16 protein-coding genes are annotated in these 21,401 nt (G+C 65.0%); 9 read left to right on the forward strand and 7 right to left on the reverse strand.

Going from position 1 to position 21,401, the window contains the following annotated elements:
* Positions 1-50: 50 nt before the first annotated feature.
* A complete protein-coding gene (locus tag MJO58_RS13225; RefSeq protein ID WP_239723079.1) occupies positions 51-1,673 on the forward strand; it encodes an arylsulfatase in 1,623 nt (540 codons plus the stop codon).
* A 237-nt stretch (positions 1,674-1,910) separates the two neighbouring features.
* Positions 1,911-2,900: a Gfo/Idh/MocA family protein gene (locus tag MJO58_RS13230; protein WP_239723080.1), complete on the forward strand. Its 990-nt coding sequence runs from the start codon at positions 1,911-1,913 to the stop codon at positions 2,898-2,900.
* Positions 2,901-2,910: 10 nt separating this feature from the next.
* Here the strand turns inward: MJO58_RS13230 and MJO58_RS13235 are convergent, their stop codons facing one another.
* Complete coding sequence (locus MJO58_RS13235; RefSeq protein WP_239723081.1) at positions 2,911-3,729, reverse strand: sugar phosphate isomerase/epimerase family protein; 819 nt, start codon at positions 3,727-3,729, stop codon at positions 2,911-2,913.
* On the reverse strand, positions 3,726-4,298 hold the full coding sequence (locus MJO58_RS13240) for a preprotein translocase subunit SecD (protein ID WP_090601999.1): 573 nt from the start codon (positions 4,296-4,298) through the stop codon (positions 3,726-3,728). The genes MJO58_RS13235 and MJO58_RS13240 overlap by 4 nt, the downstream gene beginning before the upstream one ends.
* Positions 4,299-4,476: 178 nt before the next feature.
* Between MJO58_RS13240 and MJO58_RS13245 the strand changes: the two genes are divergently transcribed.
* From MJO58_RS13245 to MJO58_RS13275, 7 genes are all read left to right on the forward strand, one after another.
* A complete protein-coding gene (locus MJO58_RS13245) occupies positions 4,477-5,184 on the forward strand; it encodes a TetR/AcrR family transcriptional regulator (RefSeq protein WP_239723082.1) in 708 nt (235 codons plus the stop codon).
* A gap of 269 nt (positions 5,185-5,453) precedes the next feature.
* A complete protein-coding gene (locus MJO58_RS13250) occupies positions 5,454-6,656 on the forward strand; it encodes a cytochrome P450 (RefSeq protein ID WP_090602002.1) in 1,203 nt (400 codons plus the stop codon).
* Positions 6,656-7,492, forward strand: a complete 837-nt coding sequence (locus MJO58_RS13255) for a mycofactocin-coupled SDR family oxidoreductase (RefSeq protein WP_090602005.1) — start codon at positions 6,656-6,658, stop codon at positions 7,490-7,492. The genes MJO58_RS13250 and MJO58_RS13255 overlap by 1 nt, the downstream gene beginning before the upstream one ends.
* Before the next feature lie 34 nt (positions 7,493-7,526).
* Entirely contained in the window at positions 7,527-8,495 is a 969-nt protein-coding gene (locus MJO58_RS13260; RefSeq protein ID WP_090602008.1) for an enoyl-CoA hydratase/isomerase family protein, read from the forward strand.
* Between the two features lie 19 nt (positions 8,496-8,514).
* Positions 8,515-10,863 (forward strand): CaiB/BaiF CoA transferase family protein, encoded by a 2,349-nt coding sequence (locus tag MJO58_RS13265; protein ID WP_434086352.1) that lies wholly within the window; start codon positions 8,515-8,517, stop codon positions 10,861-10,863.
* Positions 10,860-11,624, forward strand: coding sequence for an SDR family NAD(P)-dependent oxidoreductase (locus tag MJO58_RS13270; protein ID WP_239723083.1), 765 nt, complete (start codon positions 10,860-10,862; stop codon positions 11,622-11,624). The genes MJO58_RS13265 and MJO58_RS13270 overlap by 4 nt, the downstream gene beginning before the upstream one ends.
* Positions 11,625-11,628: 4 nt before the next feature.
* Complete coding sequence (locus tag MJO58_RS13275) at positions 11,629-12,888, forward strand: hypothetical protein (RefSeq protein WP_239723084.1); 1,260 nt, start codon at positions 11,629-11,631, stop codon at positions 12,886-12,888.
* On the opposite strand, the gene MJO58_RS13280 is transcribed toward MJO58_RS13275, so the two are convergent.
* The 5 genes from MJO58_RS13280 to car all read right to left on the reverse strand — a co-directional run bounded on the left by MJO58_RS13280 (position 12,885) and on the right by car (position 21,390).
* A complete protein-coding gene (locus MJO58_RS13280) occupies positions 12,885-14,246 on the reverse strand; it encodes an HNH endonuclease signature motif containing protein (protein WP_239723085.1) in 1,362 nt (453 codons plus the stop codon). The two genes, MJO58_RS13275 and MJO58_RS13280, sit on opposite strands and share 4 nt — an antisense overlap.
* Positions 14,247-14,334: 88 nt before the next feature.
* Positions 14,335-15,447 (reverse strand): M24 family metallopeptidase, encoded by a 1,113-nt coding sequence (locus MJO58_RS13285; RefSeq protein ID WP_239723086.1) that lies wholly within the window; start codon positions 15,445-15,447, stop codon positions 14,335-14,337.
* Positions 15,437-16,672 carry a M24 family metallopeptidase gene (locus MJO58_RS13290; RefSeq protein WP_239723087.1) on the reverse strand — a complete coding sequence of 412 codons (1,236 nt, stop codon included), beginning with the start codon at positions 16,670-16,672 and terminating at the stop codon, positions 15,437-15,439. The genes MJO58_RS13285 and MJO58_RS13290 overlap by 11 nt, the downstream gene beginning before the upstream one ends.
* Complete coding sequence (locus MJO58_RS13295; RefSeq protein WP_239723267.1) at positions 16,672-17,838, reverse strand: amidohydrolase family protein; 1,167 nt, start codon at positions 17,836-17,838, stop codon at positions 16,672-16,674. Before MJO58_RS13295 ends, MJO58_RS13290 begins: the two co-directional genes overlap by 1 nt.
* Positions 17,839-17,874: 36 nt before the next feature.
* The gene (car, locus tag MJO58_RS13300) at positions 17,875-21,390 is read right to left on the reverse strand and encodes a carboxylic acid reductase (protein ID WP_239723088.1); all 3,516 of its coding nucleotides are present in this window, start codon (positions 21,388-21,390) and stop codon (positions 17,875-17,877) included.
* Between the last annotated feature and the right edge of the window lie 11 nt (positions 21,391-21,401).

Genomic DNA, 21,401 nt, shown 5'->3' on the forward strand with positions numbered 1-21,401 from the left:
CAGTTCTTGAACGTTCCATTCGGGTGCCGGACCTGACAGGATGCTTCACCGTGAAGCGGCCTAACTTTTTGGTGATCCTGGCAGACGACCTCGGGTTTTCCGACATCGGGGCGTTCGGCAGCGAAATCGAAACGCCCAACCTCGACCGTCTCGCCCACGCGGGCATCAGGCTCACCGATTTCCATTCGGCGCCGGCCTGCTCGCCGACCCGGGCGATGCTGATGACCGGAACCGACCACCACGTCGCCGGTATCGGCACGATGCTGGAAGTCGCGATCCCCGGATTCCAGGGGGCGCCCGGCTACGAGGGTTATCTCAACGACCGCGTCGTCGCGCTGCCGGAACTCTTGCGCGACGCCGGCTATTTCACCCTGATGTCGGGCAAATGGCATCTGGGCCACACGATTGAAAGATCGCCGTGGGCAAGGGGTTTCGAGCGTTCTTTTGCGCTGCTGCCTGCCGGTGCCAGTCACTACGGCGGTGCCGCCGGCCGCGGATTCTCGCCGGTGCCAACGCTTTACACCGAAGACGACCAGTTCGTCACGGTGGGAGAAGACTTCTACTCGTCGGACTCCTACACCGACACCTTGCTCGGCTACTTCCGCGACCGCGCGGCCGACCCGAAAGATCGAGACCGGCCGTTCTTCGCATACCTGCCGTTTCAGGCGCCGCACTGGCCGCTGCAGGCGCCCGATGGGTCCGTTGCCAAATACCGCGGCCGCTACGACGCGGGCCCGGATGCGTTGCGCGAGGAGCGGTTGGCGGCGCTGAAGCGCCTCGGTCTCTGTGCGCCCGACGTCGAGCCGCATCCGGTCGTCGCCGATGGCGCGCCGGAGTGGGCCGATATGACAGACGAGGAGCGCGCGATTTCGGCCCGCTCCATGGAGGTCTACGCCGGCATGGTGGACCGGATGGACTGGAACATCGGCCGGGTGATCGACTACCTGGCCGAGACCGGCGAGTTGGACAACACCGTCGTGATGTTCATGTCCGACAACGGCGCCGAGGGCGCGATCGTCGAGGCGATGCCCTTGCGCGGCCCCCAGATCGCCGCGCAGATCGAAAAGAACTGTGACAACAGCCTGGAGAACCTGGGCCGGCCGACGTCGTTCATCTGGTACGGACCCCGCTGGGCACAGGCCGCCACGGCGCCTTCGCGGTTGCACAAGGCCTTCACCACCGAGGGCGGTATCCGGGTGGTGGGTTTCGTCACGTGGCCGGGCTTCGCGCGCCAGCACGCGATCGGCACCGCGTTCGCGACCGTCATGGACATCACTCCGACCGTGCTGGAACTGGCCGGCGTCGAACATCCCGGCGCCTCTTACCGCGACCGCGACATCGAGCCGATGCTCGGGCGCTCCCTGGTGCCGTACCTGTCGTGCGACGCCGAAGCGGTCCACCCGGGCGAGACCGGCACCGGCTGGGAATTGTTCGGCCGCCGCGCGATCCGACAAGGCGACTGGAAAGCCCTGTATCTGCCCCCGCCATACGGGCCGGGCGCCTGGCAGCTCTACGACCTTTCGTGCGACCGGGGTGAGATCCACGACCTCGCGGCCACCCGTCCCGACAAGTTGGCCGAGCTGCTCGCGTTGTGGGACCGCTATGTCGAGGAAAACGGTGTGCTCACGGAGCCGGTCTCGGTGTACGACGCCGACCCGCAATTGCTCGGTTAATCACGGGGGCAACAGATTTAGGGGCCGATCACTGAGACGACAACGTGCGCGGTGATTGGCGGCGGGCCGGCCGGAATGGTCCTTGGGCTGCTGCGGTCGGTGACGTACGTCGACGGACCTCGGCGGCCGTCCTGGGTGTGATCCAGCGCCTGGCGTGGCTATCCTTCATCCCCGCCTATTTCATCGGGGTCAGACCCGAGCGCGCGCCGGCCTTCGCCCGTCGGTAGCGTCGGGTCCATGGCTGAACACCTGCGGATCGGCATCTTGGGCGCCGCTGCGTTCGCACCGATGGCGCTGGTCAAACCCGCCAAGAACAACGCCGAGGTCGTGGTCGCCGCGGTGGCCGCACGCGATGGCGCGCGTGCCCGAGCTTTCGCTGCCAAGCACGGCATCGCCCGGGTGCATGACGACTACGCCTCGCTGATCGCCGACCCGGATCTCGACGCCATCTACAACCCGCTGCCAAACGGGTTGCACGGCAAGTGGACCCGAGCCGCGCTGGCCGCCGGTAAACACGTGCTGTGTGAAAAGCCGTTCACCGCCAACGCCGCCGAAGCCCGCGAGATCGCCGGGCTGGCCGCGCAGTCCGATCGAGTGGTGATGGAAGCCTTCCACTATCGCTACCATCCGCAGACCTTACGGGCCGAGCAGATCATCGCTTCGGGGGAACTGGGCAAGCTCACGCACGTGGAAGCCACGCTGTGTTTCCCGCTGCCGAGGTTCTCCGACATCCGGTACAACCACGCCCTGGCCGGTGGTGCGACGATGGATGCGGGCTGCTACACGGTCCATATGGTTCGTACGTTCGGCGGTTCGACCCCGGAAGTCGTTTCGGCGCAAGCGAAACTGCACAATCCTCAGATCGACCGGGCGATGACGGCCGAGCTGCGATTCGCCGGCGGACACACCGGCCGGGTCCGGTGCTCGATGTGGTCGCGGCGCCTTTTCGATATCAGTGCCAAAGTGGTCGGCGAACGCGGCCAGCTCCATCTACTCAATCCCGCGATGCCACAGATGTTCCATCGGCTCTCGGTTCGAACCGCGGACGACAACCGCGTGGAGAGTTTTCCACGTCGCGCCTCCTACGCCTATCAGCTCGATGCATTCGCCGCGGCGGTGCTTCGCGGCGAGCCGGTGAAAACCTCCGCGCAGGACGCGATCGAGAACATGACCGTCATCGACGGTATCTATCGCGCGGCGGGTCTGCCGCTTCGTGAACCGAGCTGAAAAGTCAACGCTAGCGGCCGATTTCGGCTAAAAGCCGGCGTGCTGCCTCGACGCACGGGCGCACCCGGTCGACCGGGCTGACCCCGGCCAACGCCAATGACCGCCTGGGTACTTCGATTTCGAGCACGATATCGAAGGGAAGCACGGACAGGAGGTCGATGAGCGGAAGCTCGCCTTCGCCGGGGACCATGCGCTCGAACATGGCTTCTTCCATGTAGTTATTTAAGCGCGGCTGCAGCGTCGTGTCGTTGAGTTGTGCGTAGCCGATGTACTCGGGGTCGACGGCCGCGAGATCGGCGGCGCTGGACCCCGAGCGCACCAGATGCATGGTGTCGATCAGCAATCGAAAGTCCGGCCGCCCGACATATTCTCGTGCGGCCAGCGCGGTGGGCAGATCCCCCACCGTCAGCCCGGGAACCGGCTCGACGACGGTCTGGATGCCACGCTCGGCGGCGAGCTCGGTCAGCGCCGCGAACTCGTCGAAGGTGCGGTCGAGATCGGGATCCAGACTGACGACATTGACTCGGGGCACCCCCAATTCGGCCAATACATCGAGATCGGCACTGAACGACCGACTTTCGGTGTCCGGCAGCACCAGGAATCCGTCACCGAGGGAGGCGGCCACACCACGCTGCTGCATCGCCGCGAGCACGTCGCGTCGCAGCGCAGCGTCGTCCTTGAGTGAAAAGGGCGGATAGCCGAGCGGCACCAAGGGTGCGCCCTGCACCACCACGGAGATGTAGCGGCAGCCAAGATCTGCCGCCAGCTCGACGAATTCTATTGGCGGAAGGCCGAATCCATTGAGAAAGCCGACGGCTAATTCGGTCATGCCGGACGGCTCGCCAATTGCGCCAACTGGGCGGCAGCCGGAGCCGTTTGGGTCGTCAGCGCGATCTGCCCAAAGCTGACCTGATCCTCGATCATCGGCGCCTCTAGGACCAGATCGTCGCGGATGAAGGCGACGTGGGCGTGCAGATGCGCCGCGGTGAATGCCGCCCAAGCCGTCTCCGACGCCGGGTCCATCGTCAGAGTCACTTGATAGAAGTCCGCTGTCAGCGGTTTGGGTGCGTCCACGTGAGTCAGCTCGAGTCGCATCGTTTCCGGTCCCAACGTATACCGCGTGGTCCGGGCGAGGTCGCAGGTGACCAGGACGCTATCCGGCGGTGCCGGGGCGGCCGGATTCGTCGGGGGGCATTTGTCGGGTGAGGCCGGCTGCGATTTCTCGACCGGTCGGACCGGCAACGGCGCAATCCGAACCACCTGCGGTATGGGCGGGGGCGCCGACGTGACGGTGCTGGTCGGCGCGGTGGGGACCGCGTGCTGGGCCGTATGGCAGCCGCACGCCAGCACGCCGAGCAGAATGGCGCTGGTCAGCCGAACGGTTGCGGTAGCGGGCATCGAACCCAAGCAAAGTAGGTCGAGTGCTCGTTGTCGCCCATTACGTCAGAATTCGGGTGAATCGTGATGACACCGTTGCACGAGCGACGTGCTTTACGGACACTACGAACATAGAGTATGGTCGTGCTGCACGTCAGCGAAAGTTCACTTTAGATCCTTGCCACGAAAGCCTGTGTTCATGGCTCGATACCCGTCTGCGCCGGCAAAAAGACGAAAGCCCAACCCCGCGGAGCGCCGCCGCGATCTGTGCGATGCGGCGATCGAGTTATTGGCCGCCGACGGGGCCAAGGGGCTGAGCCATCTCAAGGTCGACCGTAGGGCCGCCGTTCCCGACGGCACTACATCCTTCTATTTCCGGACCCGGTCCGCACTGCTGCGTGCGGTGGCCGAACGGCTGGCCGAGCTGGACCTGGAACGGCTGCAATCCATCGCCGACAGCGCCGGTAGCACAGGAGACAATCCCACGCCCTCGTTGTTGTCGCAGGTGGTGATTCAAGCCGGCACCGAGCCGCAGCTGTCGTGGACCAAGGCCCGCTATGAGCTGACGATGCAGGCCGCCCGGGATCCCGCGATGGCCGCGATCCTGCAGCAGGCCACGGATGCGTTCACCAAGTTGCACCGCGAGATCCTCGTGCAGCTGATGCCCCATGGGGCCGAGCTGGAGTCGGCGGTGGTCGAGGATCTGAGCAACGTCACGCTGACGTTCATCAACGGTCTGCTGATGCGGGCCGCGCATGGCGACCGGATTGTCGATACCCCCGAGCAACTCGACGCGATCCTGGCGGCCATCGCGACCGGAATCCTGAAGAGTCCGCACCGGGGCGCCCTCACCGAGGGCGCCGGGGCGCACCCGAGCCGCGGCGGCCGGGCCGCTGTCTCCGGCTGAGCGGCGACAAACGCACGACGCGCCGGGTTTCGTGCGTTTGGGTCTTGCCACAGCATCCGCTATATGGTTCTCTACGAGAATAGAGTGTACCGACGCTCACGGGCCGTCGGTACGCCTGCTATCAGCCGAGCCCGTGCGTTTGTCGAAGCAAACGCATTTAAGCGGAGTGTACAAATTGCCCGACCTGGATCCGGCGCCGACGCGCAGCCAGCTGCAACGGTGTCTCGGGCATGTCGCTCCCCGGAATCGGAAGCGCTAGGAGGGATTTCGTGACGGCGAGCACCGAGAGTCACGTCAGCTTTGATCCGTACGATGTCGAGCTGATTGCCGACCCGTATCCGATGTTCAAGCGCTTGCGTGACGAGGCGCCGCTCTACTACAACTCCGAATACGACTTTTACGCGCTGAGCCGATTCGCCGATGTCAACAAGGGCATCATTGACCACGGCACCTACAGCTCTGCGCGGGGCGTGATCATGGAGCTGATCAAGGCCAACCTCGAGATCCCATCGGGGATGCTGATCTTCGAAGACCCACCGATCCACGACGTGCACCGCAAGTTGCTGTCGCGGATGTTCACGCCGCGCAAGATCGCCGCGCTGGAGCCGATGATCCGCGACTTCTGCGCGCAATCGCTGGATCCGTTGGTGGGTTCGGGCCGATTCGACTTCGTCACCGATCTGGGCGCGATCATGCCGATGAAGGTCATCAGTGCCTTGCTCGGGATTCCCGAAGAGGATCAGGAGTACATCCGCGATCGCGGGAACGCGCAACTACGCACCGAGCCCGGCAAGCCGATGAGTGCCGCCGAGCACGGCTTGTCGGTGGGCGAGCAGTTCGAGGCCTACATCGACTGGCGTGCCGAGAACCCGTCCGACGACATCATGACCGAGCTGCTCAATGTCGAGTTCGTCGACGAGACCGGGACCACCCGGCGGCTGCGCCGCGAGGAGATCTTGGTGTATCTCAACGTGGTGGCCGGAGCGGGCAATGAGACGACGACTCGTCTGATCGGCTGGGCTGGAAAGGTTCTCGCGGAGCACCCAGACCAGCGTCGCGATCTCGTCGAAAATCCCGCGCTGATCCCGCAGGCGATCGAGGAGCTGCTGCGCTTCGAGCCGCCCGCGCCGCACATGGCGCGGTATGTGACCCGCGACGTCAGCCTGTATGGCCAGACGGTGCCGGAAGGCAGCGTGATGCTGATGCTCATCGGTGCCGCGTGCCGCGACGAGCGCCAGTTCGGGCCGGACGCAGGCGAATTCAACATTCATCGCGCCCCCCGCCCGCACCTCACGTTCAGCGTCGGTGCGCACTTCTGCCTGGGCTCGGCACTGGCCCGACTGGAAGGCCGTGTCGCCCTGGAAGAAATCCTCAAGCGCTTCCCGGAGTGGGAACCCGATTTGGCCAACGCCACGCTCAGCCCGACGTCGTCGGTGCGGGGCTGGGAAACCCTGCCGACACTGGTGCCCTGATGCCCGGCCGCGTCGAGGGCAAAGTCGCCTTCATCAGCGGTGCAGCCCGCGGGCAGGGCCGCAGTCACGCGGTGCGCCTGGCGCAGGAGGGTGCCGACGTCATCGCGATCGACATCTGCGGGCCGATCGACAATTTGGCCTACCCGCATTCGACGCCCGAGGATCTCGCCGAGACCGCCGACATGGTCAAGAACCTCGACCGGCGCATCGTCACCGCGCAGGTCGACGTCCGCGACTACGAGGCGCTCAAAGCGGCCGTCGACAGCGGGGTGGAACAACTCGGCCGGCTCGACATCATCGTCGCCAATGCGGGCGTGGGTACTGATGGCAGGAAGCTGCACAAGATCCGCGAGAACGTGTGGCAGGACATGATCGACATCAACCTGAGCGGTGTCTGGCACACCGTCAAAGCGGGTGTACCGCATATCCTTTCGGGTGGCCGGGGCGGATCGGTCGTGCTCACCAGCTCGGTCGGCGGGCGCAAGGCCTACCAAAACACCGGCCACTACGTCGCCGCTAAGCACGGCGTCATCGGGCTGATGCGGGCCTTCGCCGTCGAACTGGGTCAGGATATGATCCGGGTCAACTCGGTGTTACCGACCCAGGTCAGCACCACGATGGTGATGAACGACAACACCTATCGGCTTTTTCGCCCGGACCTGGCCGAGCCCGGGCCCGAAGACTTCGCGCCGATCTCGCAGATGATGCACACCTTGCCGGTGCCGTGGGTGGACCCGGTGGATATCAGCAATGCCGTCTTGTTTTTCGCCTCTGACGAATCTCGTTATGTCACTGGCGTTTCGCTTCCCGTTGATGCGGGCAGCTTGCTCAAATAATCCTCAATTAAGCACGACGAACTGGAGAAAACTCATGCCTGAATTCGACTACGAAAAGCTGAAGAAAGAAGCAGAGCAGTACATCAAGTTCGAGAAGGACAAGAAGAACCGGATCGCCTACATCACCTTTGACCGCCCGGAAGCGCAGAACGCCACCAGCCTGGGCATGCGGCAGAACTACGCCGACCTGATCCACAAGTGCAATGTGGACGACGATGTCAAGGTCGTCGTCATCCGCGGTGAGGGGGAGGATTTCGGCAGCGGCGGTGACCTGCCCGAGCAGCGGCCGATGCTGGAGAACCCCGGCCTGCCGCTGCACCACGAGCTCGCAATCAACGATGACGACGTCAAGTACCCGCCGGGTGGATCGTACCGTTACCTGTCCACCGTGACCGACTTCTACGCCAAGGCGCGCGCCGGTAACCGTCCGCTCCAGGAGCTTCGGAAGATCAGCATCATCGAGGCCAAGGGCTACTGCTACGGCTGGCACTTCTACCAGGCCGGTGACGCCGACCTGGTGATCTCCTCCGACGATGCCCTGTTCGGCCATCCGGCGTTCCGCTATGTCGGCTGGGGACCTCGGCTGTGGTGGTGGGCCGAGACCATGGGACTGCGCAAGTTCTCCGAAATGCTGTTCACCGGACGGCCGTTCAGTGCAAAAGAAATGTACGACTGCGGATTCGTCAACAGCGTGGTGCCTCGCGACAAGCTGGAAGCCGAAACCCTCAAGTACGCAATGGCGTGTTCACGATCGCGTCCAACCGACACGGTCGCCGTGCAGAAGACGTTCTTGGAGCTCTACAAGCAACACAAGGGCGAATACTTCGGTAGCCTGCTGACCGGCATGGTCGAGGGCATGTTGCCGATGATCAAAAACGACGCGGAAGAAGTCGACCTCACGGGTGGCACCTTCGAAAAGGGTCTCAACAACGTGGTGAAGGACAACGACATGAACTTCCCGCCGGAGTGGCGCCTCAGCCGCTCGGGACGCGCGAAGCCCTGACCGTCTTGGGAGGGCTCGCATGTCGGCGCTGACTGGTTTCAGAGTCGTTGAGCTGGCTGGGTCGGTGGCAGGGGAGTACTGCGGAAAACTGCTGGCCGACTTCGGCGCCGAGGTGATTAAGGTCGAGGCGCCCGGGTGCGGCAGTTGCACCCGGGCGTTTTCGCCCATCCTGGGCGACGCCCCGGGGTCCGACGGCAGTGTCTTGTTCGCGTATCTCAATACGAACAAGAACTCCGTCGAACTTGATGCTCGCGACCCGCGGTTGCATGCGTTGATCGCCGGCGCCGACGTGGTGATCGACGACGGCGCGACGCGCTTGGCGGCCCGGTACCCGAGTGTGGTTTTCTGCTCGATCACCCCGTTCGGCCAGAATGCCGCACCGGAGTACGCGAATGCCAAGAGCATCAACGTATTCCACGCCAGCGGCTGGGGATACCACACTCCCAGCCATCCGGACGCCAGTAAGCCGCCACTGCGGGGGCCAGGCCGGTTTATGGTCGACTACGAAGCCGGACTCGAGGCGGCACTCTGCGTGGCCTCAACGCTGTTCGGGCGGCTGCACCACGGCCGGGGTGAGGTCATCGACATCTCCCAACATGCCGTGCTGGTCTCGCGGGCCGATTGCATTTTGGGCCGCTTGATCACCGGCGAAGTCCCCGCCCACGGCACCCGCGAGGACTACGATCAGCAGGGCCCGGCGTCGTTCTTCGCCTGCGCCGATGGCTTCGTTTACCTCTACATGACCAGCCGCGCGCACTGGCTCGGCGTCAAAAAGCTGATGGGGCAACCCGAATGGCTCGACGAATTCGACGACGACTGGCTCGAGTTCTCGGTCACAGCGGAAAAGGTCAAGGCGTTCCAGCAGGGCTTCGCGGCGTGGGTCCGCGATCTGCCCAAGGAGACGGCGGCCGACGAAGCTCAGCGCCTGGGCGTGCCGCTGGTTCCGGTCAATGAGGCCGCAGATCTGCACCGATCGCCGCAGTACCGGCACCGCGGTTTCTTTCAGAACGTCAGCCATCCCGTGTTGGGCAATGCCGCCTACCCCACGGTGCCCTACTTGCTGAGCGCATCGCCAGCTGAAATAACCGCTGCGGCACCGGCTCTCGGTCAGCACACCGCCGCGATCTTGAGCCGCCTCGATACGAAACGCACACCACCTAGCGTGCGAGTGCCACAGCTGAAGCCGCCGAAGACCCCGCGGGGTGGGCCATTGCAAGGGGTGCGAGTCGTCGAGCTCACCAAGGTGTGGGCGGGTCCGTACGCCGGCAAGCTGCTGGCGATGCTGGGGGCCGAGGTCATCAAGGTCGAAACGGCGGCACTGCCCGAGGAGATGCGCGCCTACGGCGGCACCGACATCAACCACGCGCCGTTCTTCCTGAGCATCAACCCCGAGATCCTCAGCGTGGACCTCGATATCAAGTCAGCCGAGGGCATGGCGCAACTGCGTGAACTGATCGCGCGCAGTGACATCGTGATCAACAACCTGCGCCCGGGCGCGATGGAGCGCCAAGGCTTGAGCTATCAGGAGCTCACCGAGATCAAACCGGACATCATCTCGGTGTCAATCAAAATGTGGGGCAACGACGGGCCGCTGGGTCACCAGACCGGTTACGCGCCATGCTTCGCCGCCCTGGCCGGTCTCGCCCCACTGGTCGGCTACCCGGGCGGGCCCCCGCTCGGAACGAGTATGCGCTACGGAGATTCTACGGTCGGCGCCTCTGCCGCATACGCCGCCGTGGTTGCGCTGCTGCATCGCGAGCTCAGTGGCACAGGACAATTCGTCGACGTCTCGGCCGTCGAAACCCTCTCCTCGATGATCGGGGACTGCCTGCTCGAACAAAGCCTCACCGGACGACGCCTCGGACCGGACGGCAACAATCACCCTGATATGTGTCCGCACGGCTGCTACCCCTGCGCCGATGGCGCGTGGGTCAGCGTGGCCGTCGCAGGCGACGACGAATGGCGCCGGCTCTGCGACGTGCTCGGTGGCCCCGCGCTGGCCGACAATCCGCACTACGCCACATCGGACGGCCGACGCAGACACGTCGACGCGCTCGATGGCGACATTTCGGCGCTGACCCGCGACCATGATGCCGGCGCCCTCGCGCACCGGCTGCGGGCCGCGGGAGTGCCGGCCACCAAGAGCGCCACCGCAATCGACGTGATCGGCGATCAGCAACTCTGGGATCGCGAGTTGTATCGCTTCGTCTCCGATCACCGCGAAGGCCAGCGCCCGATCCTAGGGCCGGCATGGCGGATGGCGCGCGAGCCGGCGCGCATCGAGCGAGGTGCGCCCGACCTGGGCGAGGACACCGACTACATTCTGCACGAAATACTCGCTGGGGCACCGACGTTGGGCGGGTTATGACCGGAACACTGACACAGACCGTGGCACTGGTTACCGGCGCCAGCAGCGGCATCGGCGAAGCGACCGCTCAAGCGCTGGCGGCCGAGGGCGCAGCAGTGGCGCTGCTCGCCCGCCGCGCCGAGCGGCTGACCGACGTGAAAGCCGCGATCGAATCGTGCGGCGGTACGGCGCTGGTCGTGCCAGCCGACGTCACCGATGCCGAACAAGTGGCCGCCGCCGTCCAGCAAACCGTCGCCGAGTTGGGACGGCTGGACATTCTGGTGAACAACGCCGGCCTGATGCAGTCGGCGCCCGCGACCGAGGCGCCATTGCAGGACTGGGACCAGATGGTGTCCGTCAACGTGCAGGGCGTGCTTTACGCCACCAAAGCGGCACTGCCGCATCTGATCGAGGCGGCCGCCGATTCGCCACGCGGCGTGGCCGACCTGGTCACCATCAGTTCTACCGCCGGCTGGGTAGCCCGCCCCAACACCGCGGTCTATTCGCTGACCAAGTTCGGCGTCAACGCCTTCAACGAGGGGCTGCGCCAAGAGGTACTCGGCAAGCGCGTCCGGGTCGGCATCGTAGGCCCCGGCACCGTCGATACCGAAATCTTCAGCCACCTGGCCGAAGGCTCGCGGGAGGCGTTCGAACGCCAAACCGCCGGCATGGTCAAGCTGCGGCCCGAGGACATCGCCGATGCGGTGCTGTTCATGGTGACCCGCGACCGCCGGGTGGCCGTCAACCACATGCTGGTGCGCGCGGCGGAACAGACCTGGTAATCATTTGAATGCGCAGTGGGTCACCGGTGACCAGTCCGGGCTGACGTTTCCCGCCGACCCCGCGGCTTTGCGCGAAGGCGGAGCCCGGTTTCTTAGCGACGCGTTCAGAGCGTCCGGTGTGCTCACCGAGGGCAATGCGGTCAGCCGCGTCACCGACTTCGGCGAGGTGCCTGGCGGCAGCACGGGCCGCAAAGTCATGCTGGCAGTCGAGTACGACACGGCCGCAGCGGATTTGCACACCGACCTCTTCGTGAAATTCTCGCGCGATTTCGACGATCCAATCCGCGATCGCGGCAAGACGCAGATGGAGCCGGAGGTGCGATTCGCCTCCCTTTCGCGAACACCCGGTTTTCCCATCGCGGTGCCCAGCGCACTCTTCGGGGACTATCACCATCGCAGCGGTACCGGAATACTGATAACCGAGCGAATCCGATTCGGCGACAACGGAATCGAACGGCAGTATCACAAGTGCCTCGACTACGAAATGCCCGAACCCCTGGAGCATTACCGAGCGCTGCTGACCGCGCTGGCCCGGCTGGCCGGAACCCATCGATCCGGTCGGCTACCCGCCGAAGGCTTTCCGCTGGACGTACCGGCCGCGACGGTGGGGGAACGGGCACCGCTGTCCATCGACAAGCTGCAACGCCGGCTGGACCAGCTGGGCGAGTTCGCCGACACTCATCCCGGGCTGCTGCCCGCGAATGTTCGCTCGCCGGAATTCCTGGCGCGGCTGCGCGACGATGTGCCCCGGGTCGCCCGCCACGAGCACGCCGTCACCGCCCAGTTGGCCGACGACGCCGACTATGTCGCGCTGTGCCATTGGAACGCCAACATCGACAATGCGTGGTTTTGGCGCGACCCCGACGACGTGCTGCACTGCGGCCTGCTGGACTGGGGATGCGTCAGCCAAATGAATCTCGGCATGGCCATCTGGGGTGCGATGTCCGGTGCCGAAACCGAGCTGTGGGACGTTCATCTCGACGCGCTGTTGCAGTTGTTCGGCACCGAAGTCCGTCGTCACGGCGGCCCGCAGCTCGACCCGGCCCGCCTGCGCCGGCACACCTTGCTTTACGCCGCCGCGATGGGAGTCGCGTGGCTGTTGGACGTTCCGGCCTTGATCCGCAAGCGATTCGGAGCTGATCCGCCCACCACCCGCAAGGACCCGCGGATCCGGGAGGACGAAAGCGTCCGTGCGCCATTGCAAATGTTGTGTAACCTGCTGAGCGCCTGGGAGCGCTATGGCGTGGGGGAGTTACTGAGCTAAGGCGCGTCGTCGTCCCGGTCCATCAGCAGCTTCTCGGGGTGGTGGAACGTATTTACGCGTGGCTGACCATGATCGAGGTGCGGCGGCGGAAGCCATTCGGTCTCACCCCTCGCGTTCTTGCGGGTGGTCCAGCCGCCGGGCTGCAGTAGGCGGTGCTGGGCGCCGCAGGCAAAGGTCAAGTCGTCGACATCAGTGGTGTGACACGTAGCCCAATCGGTGACGTGGTGCACTTCGCAGTAATACCCGGGGACGGTACAGCCCGGCGCCGAGCACCCGCGGTCCTTGGCGTACAGAACAATTCGCTGTCCTGGCGATGCCAGTCGCTTGGTGCTATACAGCGCCAATGCCTTGCCCTTGTCGAAGATCGCAAGGTAATGCCGCGCATGACGCGCCAACCGGATCACGTCGCTCATCGGGAGGATGGTGCCGCCGCCGGTAAGGCCCCGCCCGGCGGCGGCCTCTAGCTCGGCCAGCGTGGTGGTGACGATGATCGAAGCCGGCAGCCCGTTGTGCTGTCCAAGCTCCCCTGAGGCGAGTAAGCCTCTCAGTGCAGCATTCAGCGCGTCGTGCTGGCGTTGTCCAGCGCTGCGAAAATCCCGCAAGATGGCCTGCTCGGCGGGATTTCCTTCCACACAGGGACTTTCATCGTCGGGATTGCACATTCCCGGAGCGCCTAATTTCGCCCACACCGCTTCCACAGTGGCACGGGCCTCAGGGGTCAGCCAGCCCCGTAACTCCGACATCCCGTCGCGGCCTTGGTTGCCCAGGCTCAGTCCGCGGCGCCGCGCACGATCCTCATCGGTGTAGCTGCCATCAGGATTGAGGCAATCGGACATAATCGCAGCGAGCTCCGCGACTTGTTCGGGCCGGAACTTGGTGCCTTCCATGGCCAGTTTGGCTTCCGCTTGTTCACGCGTGACAGCATCGATCCAGCCGGGCAACTGGTGGTAGAACTTTCGGATCGCGGCTACTTGACGGGGCCCGAGCGTGCCCTGACGCTGTTTGGCGGCAGAGGCTGCCAACACCGGTGCGAGCGGTTCGCCGGTCAACCCGCGCCGCGGCCCTAAGTCGGCGGCTTCCCGGATGCGCCGCGACGCCTCGGAACGACTGATCAAAGTAGCTTCGGCAATCGCATGTGAGAGTTTGCCGCCGATCTCCTGCGGAGTGGCCTGGCGGACCAGGCCGTTGATCAGTGGATGCTCAACCGCCGGCAGCCGACGCCGAATCTTCTCGCACCGCAACAACAACGCCAATTGCTCATGGGTGAGTAGCGCATCGCATTCTTGGGCCATCAATTCGTCGAAGGCACCGTCGATGGTGTCGAAGGCCGCCGACAGGGCCTCCCGATCGATACTCACAACCCAAATGCTATGAAGACCCACCGACAAAAAGCGGCAAATTGTTACCGCTGAAACAGCAGTAGCACAAGGGATTACGAGGCGGGGGCTAACTGTCCCGCCACGTCGGGCTGTGCGTCAGCACGTCGACGCCGTCGTGGGTGATGTGCACGCTGTCGCGGCGGAACACCGCACCGATGCCCTGCTCCCACACATAGCCCGTGATCGCCAGCACCATGCCGGCCTCGAGCCGGTCGTCTTCGCCCGCAGCCACCAGCGTTTCGGACACCACTGGCGGATCGAAACCCAGCCCCAGCCCATGTGCGATCGGCATCGGCGGTATCGGTTCCCCCGCCGCGCCGTAGGCGGCCAGCAGATCGCGTGTGGATGCACCGGGCCGACAGGCGGCAAGCATCTTGTCGTACAACATGTTCGAACGCTCGAACAGCACGCGAGGAGCAGAATCGCCAACCGGCCAGGTCCGGCCAACCTCCGCGACGTAGCCATTCGCCAACGCCCCCGCGGCGAAGGCGACGAGGTCGCCCGGCCGGGCCGTGGCGTCACCGCGATGCCACGGCCGCTCCCGCGAGGTCACCCACGCGGCGTCCTGGGTGGCCGGCGTGCTGACCCCACCCGCGGCCATCGCCTCCATCATCACCCCGGCCAACGTCCGCTCCGAGACACCGGGCGTCAATTCGGCCAAGGCAGTTGCCAATCCGTGCTCGGCAATACGCAGTGCACTGTCCATCGCCGCGATCTCGTCGGGCGTCTTGATGCGCCGCGCCGCGCGCATCGCCGGCTCGGCATCGACAAGCTCCGCGTTGGGGAACGCGTCGGGCAGCAATGCGGCGAAAGTCGGAGTGATCGCGTCGGTTCCGACCCGCCGCGCGGCCTCGGCGCCGTCGACCTTCCTCAGCACGTCGATCAGGGTCATCGGGTTCCAGGCCAGCCCGTAGAGGTGATCGTGGTCGATTTCCTCGGGCACCCCCTCGTCGTCGGTGCTGTTGAGGTAGATATCCCCGGTGGCGCGCACCAGGACACACATCGGGCCGAACGGCCGCGTCCCGGCTATCCAGAGTTGGGGCGCGCCAGTGACATAGCGAATGTTGGCTTGGCGGCCGAGCACCAGGATGTCGAGGCCGTGTTCGTCCATTTGGGCCAGCGCGCGCGCCCGGCGCCCGGATCGTAGTGCCCGGGTGTCGGGCAGAACCTCAGTCGCCATAGGGCGTATAGGGGTAGTCGGTAATCGGCGCGTAGCCGTCTTCGGTGATCACCACAATCTCCTCACTGCGGTATCCTCCTGTTCCGTCCTCCCACATCACGGGTTCCAGAACCAGAACCATGCCGGGGGGAAACACGAAGTTGTCGTCGAACTCCTCGCCGAGATCGGTTCCGATCATCGGCGCTTCGGCGGGGTAGGTGCCGATGCCGTGGCCGAGATAGAAATGCGGCAGCCACGGTTTGCGGCCACCGTTGGCGGCGATCGCCGCCCGCGCCAAATCCCCTGATGTCACACCGGCTTTGGTCACCGCGAGGACGGCGTCCAGGACCGTCCGCCACTGCCGGAATTGATCCAGCTGTCGTGAGGTCGGTTTCTCGCCGACAATCCAGGTTCGGCCGAAGTCGGAGCAGTACCCGTGAAAAGTGATGCTGATATCGGTCCACAACACATCGCCGGCCGCCAGTTTGCGGTCGGTGGGCAGCAACGGCAGCGCGAGATCTCCGTGCGTGGTCCAGACACCGGCTTCCCGTGAACTCGGCATCACCTGCCAGATAGCCTCCAGCATGTTGGTGGTGGCCCCGAGCTCGAACGCGCGACGCACGAAGGTGGCCGAGAGATCGATCTGCCGCACACCCGGCACCAGGGCCTGCTGCACGTCGACAATGGCTTGTTCGGTGATGCGGGCAGCCTTGCGCAGGCAAGACAGCTCGTCGCGGGTCTTCACCAATTGCGCGGTGCCGAGCACGATCGCGGCATCCGTCGGCGGGCCACCGGGAAAGAGCTTGGGTGTTGCCCGTCGCATTGCTCCGGTGAGCTCGTCGACGGCGATGCTCGCTCCCGGCGGGATCAGATCGGCCAGCTGTCGCGCGAATTCCTGGACGCCGTGGTCGAATTCGAGGTAGGCGGGGCCGTGCAGATGGTCGTTGGGCACCGGCGACTCCGCCGATGATCCGCTGCGCAACGGCATGAACAGGTGCGGATGCTCATCGTCGGCGAGCACCACCGCGACCGGGCGCTCCACATGCGAGAGGCCGGCGTCGAGCAGGGGCCAGCTGGCTCCCGTGGCGTAACCGACGTAGCCGTTCATCAGCAGGATCAGCGCGTCGACGCCGTGCTCGGCCATCGCGGATCGCAATCGTGCCCCGACCTCCGTGCGCATCCGGGCCCAGTCCGGCTCGGCGGGCGCGTCGAGGACCGAGCGTCGGGCGGACAGTGTGTTCGTCATCAAATCCCCAGGAATTTCTTGATGTTGCCTCCGACGACACGCACGGCGTCCTCGGGTCCGACGGCGTCGACCACCGCGGCCAGCGACCTCTCCGAATAGCCGAAAGTGCTTTCGTTGTGCGGATAGTCGGACGACCACATCACCTTGTCGATTCCGATCTCGTCGATCTGTCGCAGGCCAAGGCCGTCAACCATGAACGAGGCACACATGTGGGTGTCCCAGTAGTAGCGGATGTCGTGCTCGGGCTGATGCCGCAGCATGTGCTGATACGAGGCCAGCACATGTTCGGCGTCCTGTAGAGCCGTTGGCACCCAGGCGATTCCGCCCTCGAACCAGCCGACACGCAGGCGCCGGTGCCGGTCCAGGATGCCGCTGAAGATGTACTTGGAGAACATCTCCCGAAACGAGTCGATGTTGACCATCATCGCCACCGCGACGCTGTTGACCTCGCTGGGAAACTTCGGTTGACTCTCACCGATGTGGTGGGTGATGGGCAGAGCGGCCTCCTCGATCTCGTCCCACACCGCGCTCATCGCCGTGCTGGAGTAATCGATGGGCTGCCCGTTTTGGTCGTTACCGGGGCTGATCGGCATTAGAAATGTCTTCAGCCCCAACGATTTCAGTTCCGTCAACGTGCGACGGGCCCCACGCGGATCCCACCAGTTGATCAGCCCTACCCCGTAGCAATGGCCGTGAGAGCGCTCCTGGACCCCGGCGATGTGCTCGTTGTAGACACGGAAGATGCGCTCGCGGATCTCGTGGTTCGGGTGGTGGAACAGCGCAAGCACCGCGTTGGGGAAGGCCAGTTCCTTGTCGACGCCGTCCTCGGCGAGCTCGCGAATCCGGGCTTCGACATTGTTGGTGGCCGCGCCGGCGAGATCGTCGTATTGCATCAGCACCGCACTGAAATCGCCGACCACCATGGACTGTCCTGGCTGGCCCAGCAGATACGCGCCATCCTCGTACCAGATCCGCGGCGCCTGATCCTTGAGGTCGTCGGGAAACATTTCGTAGAAGATGTCGTCGGCCACCGAGATGTGGTTGTCGGCGGAGAACACCTCGGTGCCGGCCGGCAGGCCGGTGTTGAATTCCGCCGCCCGGCCGTGCCGGTGCTTGGGCGCGCCGATCATGCCATCGGGGTAGAGGGTGTTGGCTGGGCTGGACATCATCGTCCCTTCGTCGGGATCACTTCTCGTTACGCATCACCGGGTGAGCACGCCGATCTGTTCCAGGTCGGCAAGGTACTTCTCGATCAGCTGCTGCGAGACGTGCGGGATCGCGCGACCCGAGTGTTCGACCGCGGACTCAAATTGCGCGCCGGGTACCGGTGACCCGGCGATAGCGAGCATGGGTTCACGGTAGACGTCCAGCACGGTCAGCACCGACTGGGCGCGCTGCTGCTCGGGCAGAGCCCCCATCGCCGTCTCGAAGCGGGTGACCCAATTCGAGTAGTCGTCGATCTTTTCGATGGAATAACCCGCGGCGATGATCCAGTCGACGAACGTGTCCATCGAGATGCCGTCGTCGTGCGGGTTGGTGGTGTTGTACGTGGCGAAGCTGCTGCCGTGTCGCGGTCCGATCGCGGCGATCGCCTCGGCGAGGAAGTCGACCGGCAGCCCTTCGTAGTGCGGCCTGGCGTCACCGGCCCGGTAAAACGACCTCGGGGCGACGCCGGTGGCCACCAGGCTGAACAGCAGGCGGGTGAAGATGTCCGGCACGTTGAGCTGTCCCGCATAGCGGCTGTCGGCGAGGATCATGCCCGGCCGGAACACCGCCACCGGCAGTCCACATAGGTCGTGGGCCTCGCGCATCAACACCTCGCCGGCCCACTTGCTGATCCCGTACCCGTTGGCGTAGCTGTCGCCGACCACGCACGCGGGGACCAAGCGACGGATGTCGGTGTCTTCATCCACGAGCTGGTGCGCCACGGCACTGACGCCCAACGTGGAGATGTAGTGGATCGGCTTGAGTTTGGTGGTGATCGCCAACCGGATCACCTCGGCGGTGCCCACCACATTGGGACCGAACAACTGCTGATAAGGCAGCACGTGGTTGACGTGGGCAGCCGGGTGCACGATCAGGTCGACGGTCTCGCTCAGGCGCTGCCAGGTCGCGTCGTGGATCCCGAAGCCGGCTTCGCCGATGTCGCCGGCCACGACTTCGAGATGGCCGTCGGCCAGGCTCCGGAAGCGGTCCAGCAGCTTGGGATCGGAATCCAGAGCGGCCTCGATGCGCCGACGAGCGTGGGCGGCATCGGCGCCGCGCGTCAGGCACACCAGCGTGCCGCCCGAATCGGCCAGGCGCTGCAGCCATTCCAGCCCGAGGAACCGCCCCAGGAACCCGGTCGAGCCGGTGAGCAGAACAGTGCGGATCTCGCTGGTGAGGGCGGGCAACGACGTCGCCGCCTTCAGGATGTCGTCGTCGATGAACTTGTCCAGGCGTAGGTCGCGGGCCGACACCCGGTGGCCGGCGCTGTCGTGCACGGAGGCGTAGGTGGGTCGCCGCACGTCGGAATTGCGTTGGCGTTCGATGTGATCGGCGATGCGGAGCAGATCGCCGGTCGGGTCGATCACCACGCCCACCGGAACCTCGACCCCGTAGATGTCGGTCAGCAGCGTCGAAAAAGTCAATGCGGACAGCGAATCGCCGCCGAGATCGCAGAATCTGGCTTCGGGGGAGACGTCGGCCGCCGAAACACCCAGGGTGGCCTGCACCGCCTTACTGACGGTCGCCAGCACCGGCTGGTCGGCGCCGCCCGTGCGCAAGGCGCGCAGCTGCCGCAATTGATCGTCGGCCATGGCAGCGTAGAGCTGCTCCAGGCGCTCTCCGTAGCGCTCTTTGAGCTTGGGTCGCAGGAACTTTCCGACACCGGACAACAGGCCGTTGGCCAAGCTGAACGGATCGGTCTCGATCAGGAAATCGCGCGGGATCTCATAGCCGTTGAGGCCGTTCTCACGCGCGATCCGTCGCAGCGAGTCGGCGATCATCGAGGTGGCGACACCCGCGTCGATCGGCACGATCACGGCAAGCAGGAAGGAACGTTCGCTGTTGCCATAAATGTAGATCTGGTGAATCAGCGGGCTGGTCGAGTACAACGCCTCCAGTCGCGAAACGGCGACGAATTCACCCTGCGCCAACTTGATGACGTTGTTGCGGCGATCGACATAGCGTAATTGGTCGGGCCCGACCTCGGCCATGATGTCACCGGTCTTGTAGTAGCCGTCCTCGTCGAACATCGTGGCCGTCAGGTCGGGACGGTTGTAGTAGCCGGCCATGAAGCGAGCCGACTTGACCGCCAGTTCCCCACGGGGAAAAGGCTTGTCGGTGTTGAAGTAGCCGAGCTCGGGAACATCGAGCAGCTTGTAGTCGATCACCGGCGGCCGCAGTACATGCTCGTCGGCCACGATCATCCCGCCGGCGATCTCGGTGGACGAATACCCGATCAGCAGGTGCTGATCGAGCACGATCTCCATAAACTCCTTGATCTCCGGGGACAGCGCCGCCGATCCGCAGCCCACCGCCAGCACGCGGCCGCCCAGAATCTGCTCACGGATCTCGGTGGTCAGTTCCTCGGCCGTTTCGTCGGATGCGCTTCCGGCCAGGCCGCGCCGGTCCGACTCGCGCTGATAGTGGTGGTAGAACATCTCGCAAACCCGCGGCACCAGACTCATCGAGGTCGGCCGCACCAACGCCAAATCGTCGAACAGCGTCGACAGATCGCTCCTGGCCGCGAAATAGCTGGTGCCGCCGTTGGCCAAGGTCAAAATCACGTAGCCGTACCCGATCAGGTGACTCATCGGCATGTAGCTCAATGTGATGACCGGCTGATCCGACTGTGCGAGCCAGGTGCCGATACACAAACTCTCGGTGAACATCGCGCCTTTAGGTGTTCCGGTGCTCCCGGAGGTGTAGAACACCCAAGCCAGCGGATCCTCGTCGGCTGCTGCCACGTGCAGCGGCGGGGTAGGCAGTGATTTGCCATGCGCGACAACATCATCGAGTGTTTCGATGACAAGCCCGCTGCCCGAAGCGGCCAGCCGGTCGCGCGCGGCTTCGTAGCTGGCTCGCTGATCGTCGTCGCGTGGTTCGTAGTCGAACACGATCAGCCGCTGCGGCGCGGTACCGGTCGGGGCCACCGCCAGCACTGTCTCCAAGGCGATCTCGAGGTTATCGATCCCGGCGGCGAAGATCCGTGGCTGGGTCTCGGTGAGGATCGGCGCATGCTGGGCGGCCGGTGCGCTGGTCTGCAAGGGCACCACCACCGCGCCGAGGTGAATGCAGGCGCACTCGATCGCGGTGTAGTCGATGCTGGCGAAACCCAGCACGCACACGAAATCGCCGGTTCGCACCGGATGTTGTTCGTGCTGGTGCCAATCACCGGCCACCGCTTGGACACGCGCCCACAGCTGCGCGTAGCTGACGGTCTCGAAGCGCGACAGGAAGTTCAGTGTCGAGCGTCCGGTCGCGGGATCCGTAACCACTTCGCGCACCCGCTGTCCCAGCGCCGGCCGGTCGGCGTAGCCCTGCAACACGATCGCCATGACCTCGCCGATCCGCAGCCCGGGTGCGCGCGCCGCGGCGGCGACGCGCTCGTCGGGGCGGGTGGCGGCGAATTGCGCATCCTCGGCATAGAGTCGCTCGCGCCGGCGCGCCAACCGTTCCCACTGGTCGTGCTGCGCGCCAGGATCCTTTACGTCAGAGCGGGCGACGAACGCCATAGTTCACCACT

Source organism: Mycobacterium lentiflavum, assembly GCF_022374895.2.
GTDB classification, from domain to species: domain Bacteria; phylum Actinomycetota; class Actinomycetes; order Mycobacteriales; family Mycobacteriaceae; genus Mycobacterium; species Mycobacterium lentiflavum.

What these genes read in the sequence shown, in the direction of transcription:
- MJO58_RS13290 (WP_239723087.1), bottom strand. Translation starts at nt 16,672, where the DNA reads ATGACGAACACACTGTCCGCCCGACGCTCGGTCCTCGACGCGCCCGCC.
- MJO58_RS13245 (WP_239723082.1), top strand. Translation starts at nt 4,477, where the DNA reads ATGGCTCGATACCCGTCTGCGCCGGCAAAAAGACGAAAGCCCAACCCC.
- car (WP_239723088.1), bottom strand. Translation starts at nt 21,390, where the DNA reads ATGGCGTTCGTCGCCCGCTCTGACGTAAAGGATCCTGGCGCGCAGCAC.
- MJO58_RS13255 (WP_090602005.1), top strand. Translation starts at nt 6,656, where the DNA reads ATGCCCGGCCGCGTCGAGGGCAAAGTCGCCTTCATCAGCGGTGCAGCC.
- MJO58_RS13270 (WP_239723083.1), top strand. Translation starts at nt 10,860, where the DNA reads ATGACCGGAACACTGACACAGACCGTGGCACTGGTTACCGGCGCCAGC.
- MJO58_RS13260 (WP_090602008.1), top strand. Translation starts at nt 7,527, where the DNA reads ATGCCTGAATTCGACTACGAAAAGCTGAAGAAAGAAGCAGAGCAGTAC.
- MJO58_RS13235 (WP_239723081.1), bottom strand. Translation starts at nt 3,729, where the DNA reads ATGACCGAATTAGCCGTCGGCTTTCTCAATGGATTCGGCCTTCCGCCA.
- MJO58_RS13240 (WP_090601999.1), bottom strand. Translation starts at nt 4,298, where the DNA reads ATGCCCGCTACCGCAACCGTTCGGCTGACCAGCGCCATTCTGCTCGGC.
- MJO58_RS13230 (WP_239723080.1), top strand. Translation starts at nt 1,911, where the DNA reads ATGGCTGAACACCTGCGGATCGGCATCTTGGGCGCCGCTGCGTTCGCA.
- MJO58_RS13285 (WP_239723086.1), bottom strand. Translation starts at nt 15,447, where the DNA reads ATGGCGACTGAGGTTCTGCCCGACACCCGGGCACTACGATCCGGGCGC.
- MJO58_RS13265 (WP_434086352.1), top strand. Translation starts at nt 8,515, where the DNA reads ATGTCGGCGCTGACTGGTTTCAGAGTCGTTGAGCTGGCTGGGTCGGTG.
- MJO58_RS13295 (WP_239723267.1), bottom strand. Translation starts at nt 17,838, where the DNA reads ATGTCCAGCCCAGCCAACACCCTCTACCCCGATGGCATGATCGGCGCG.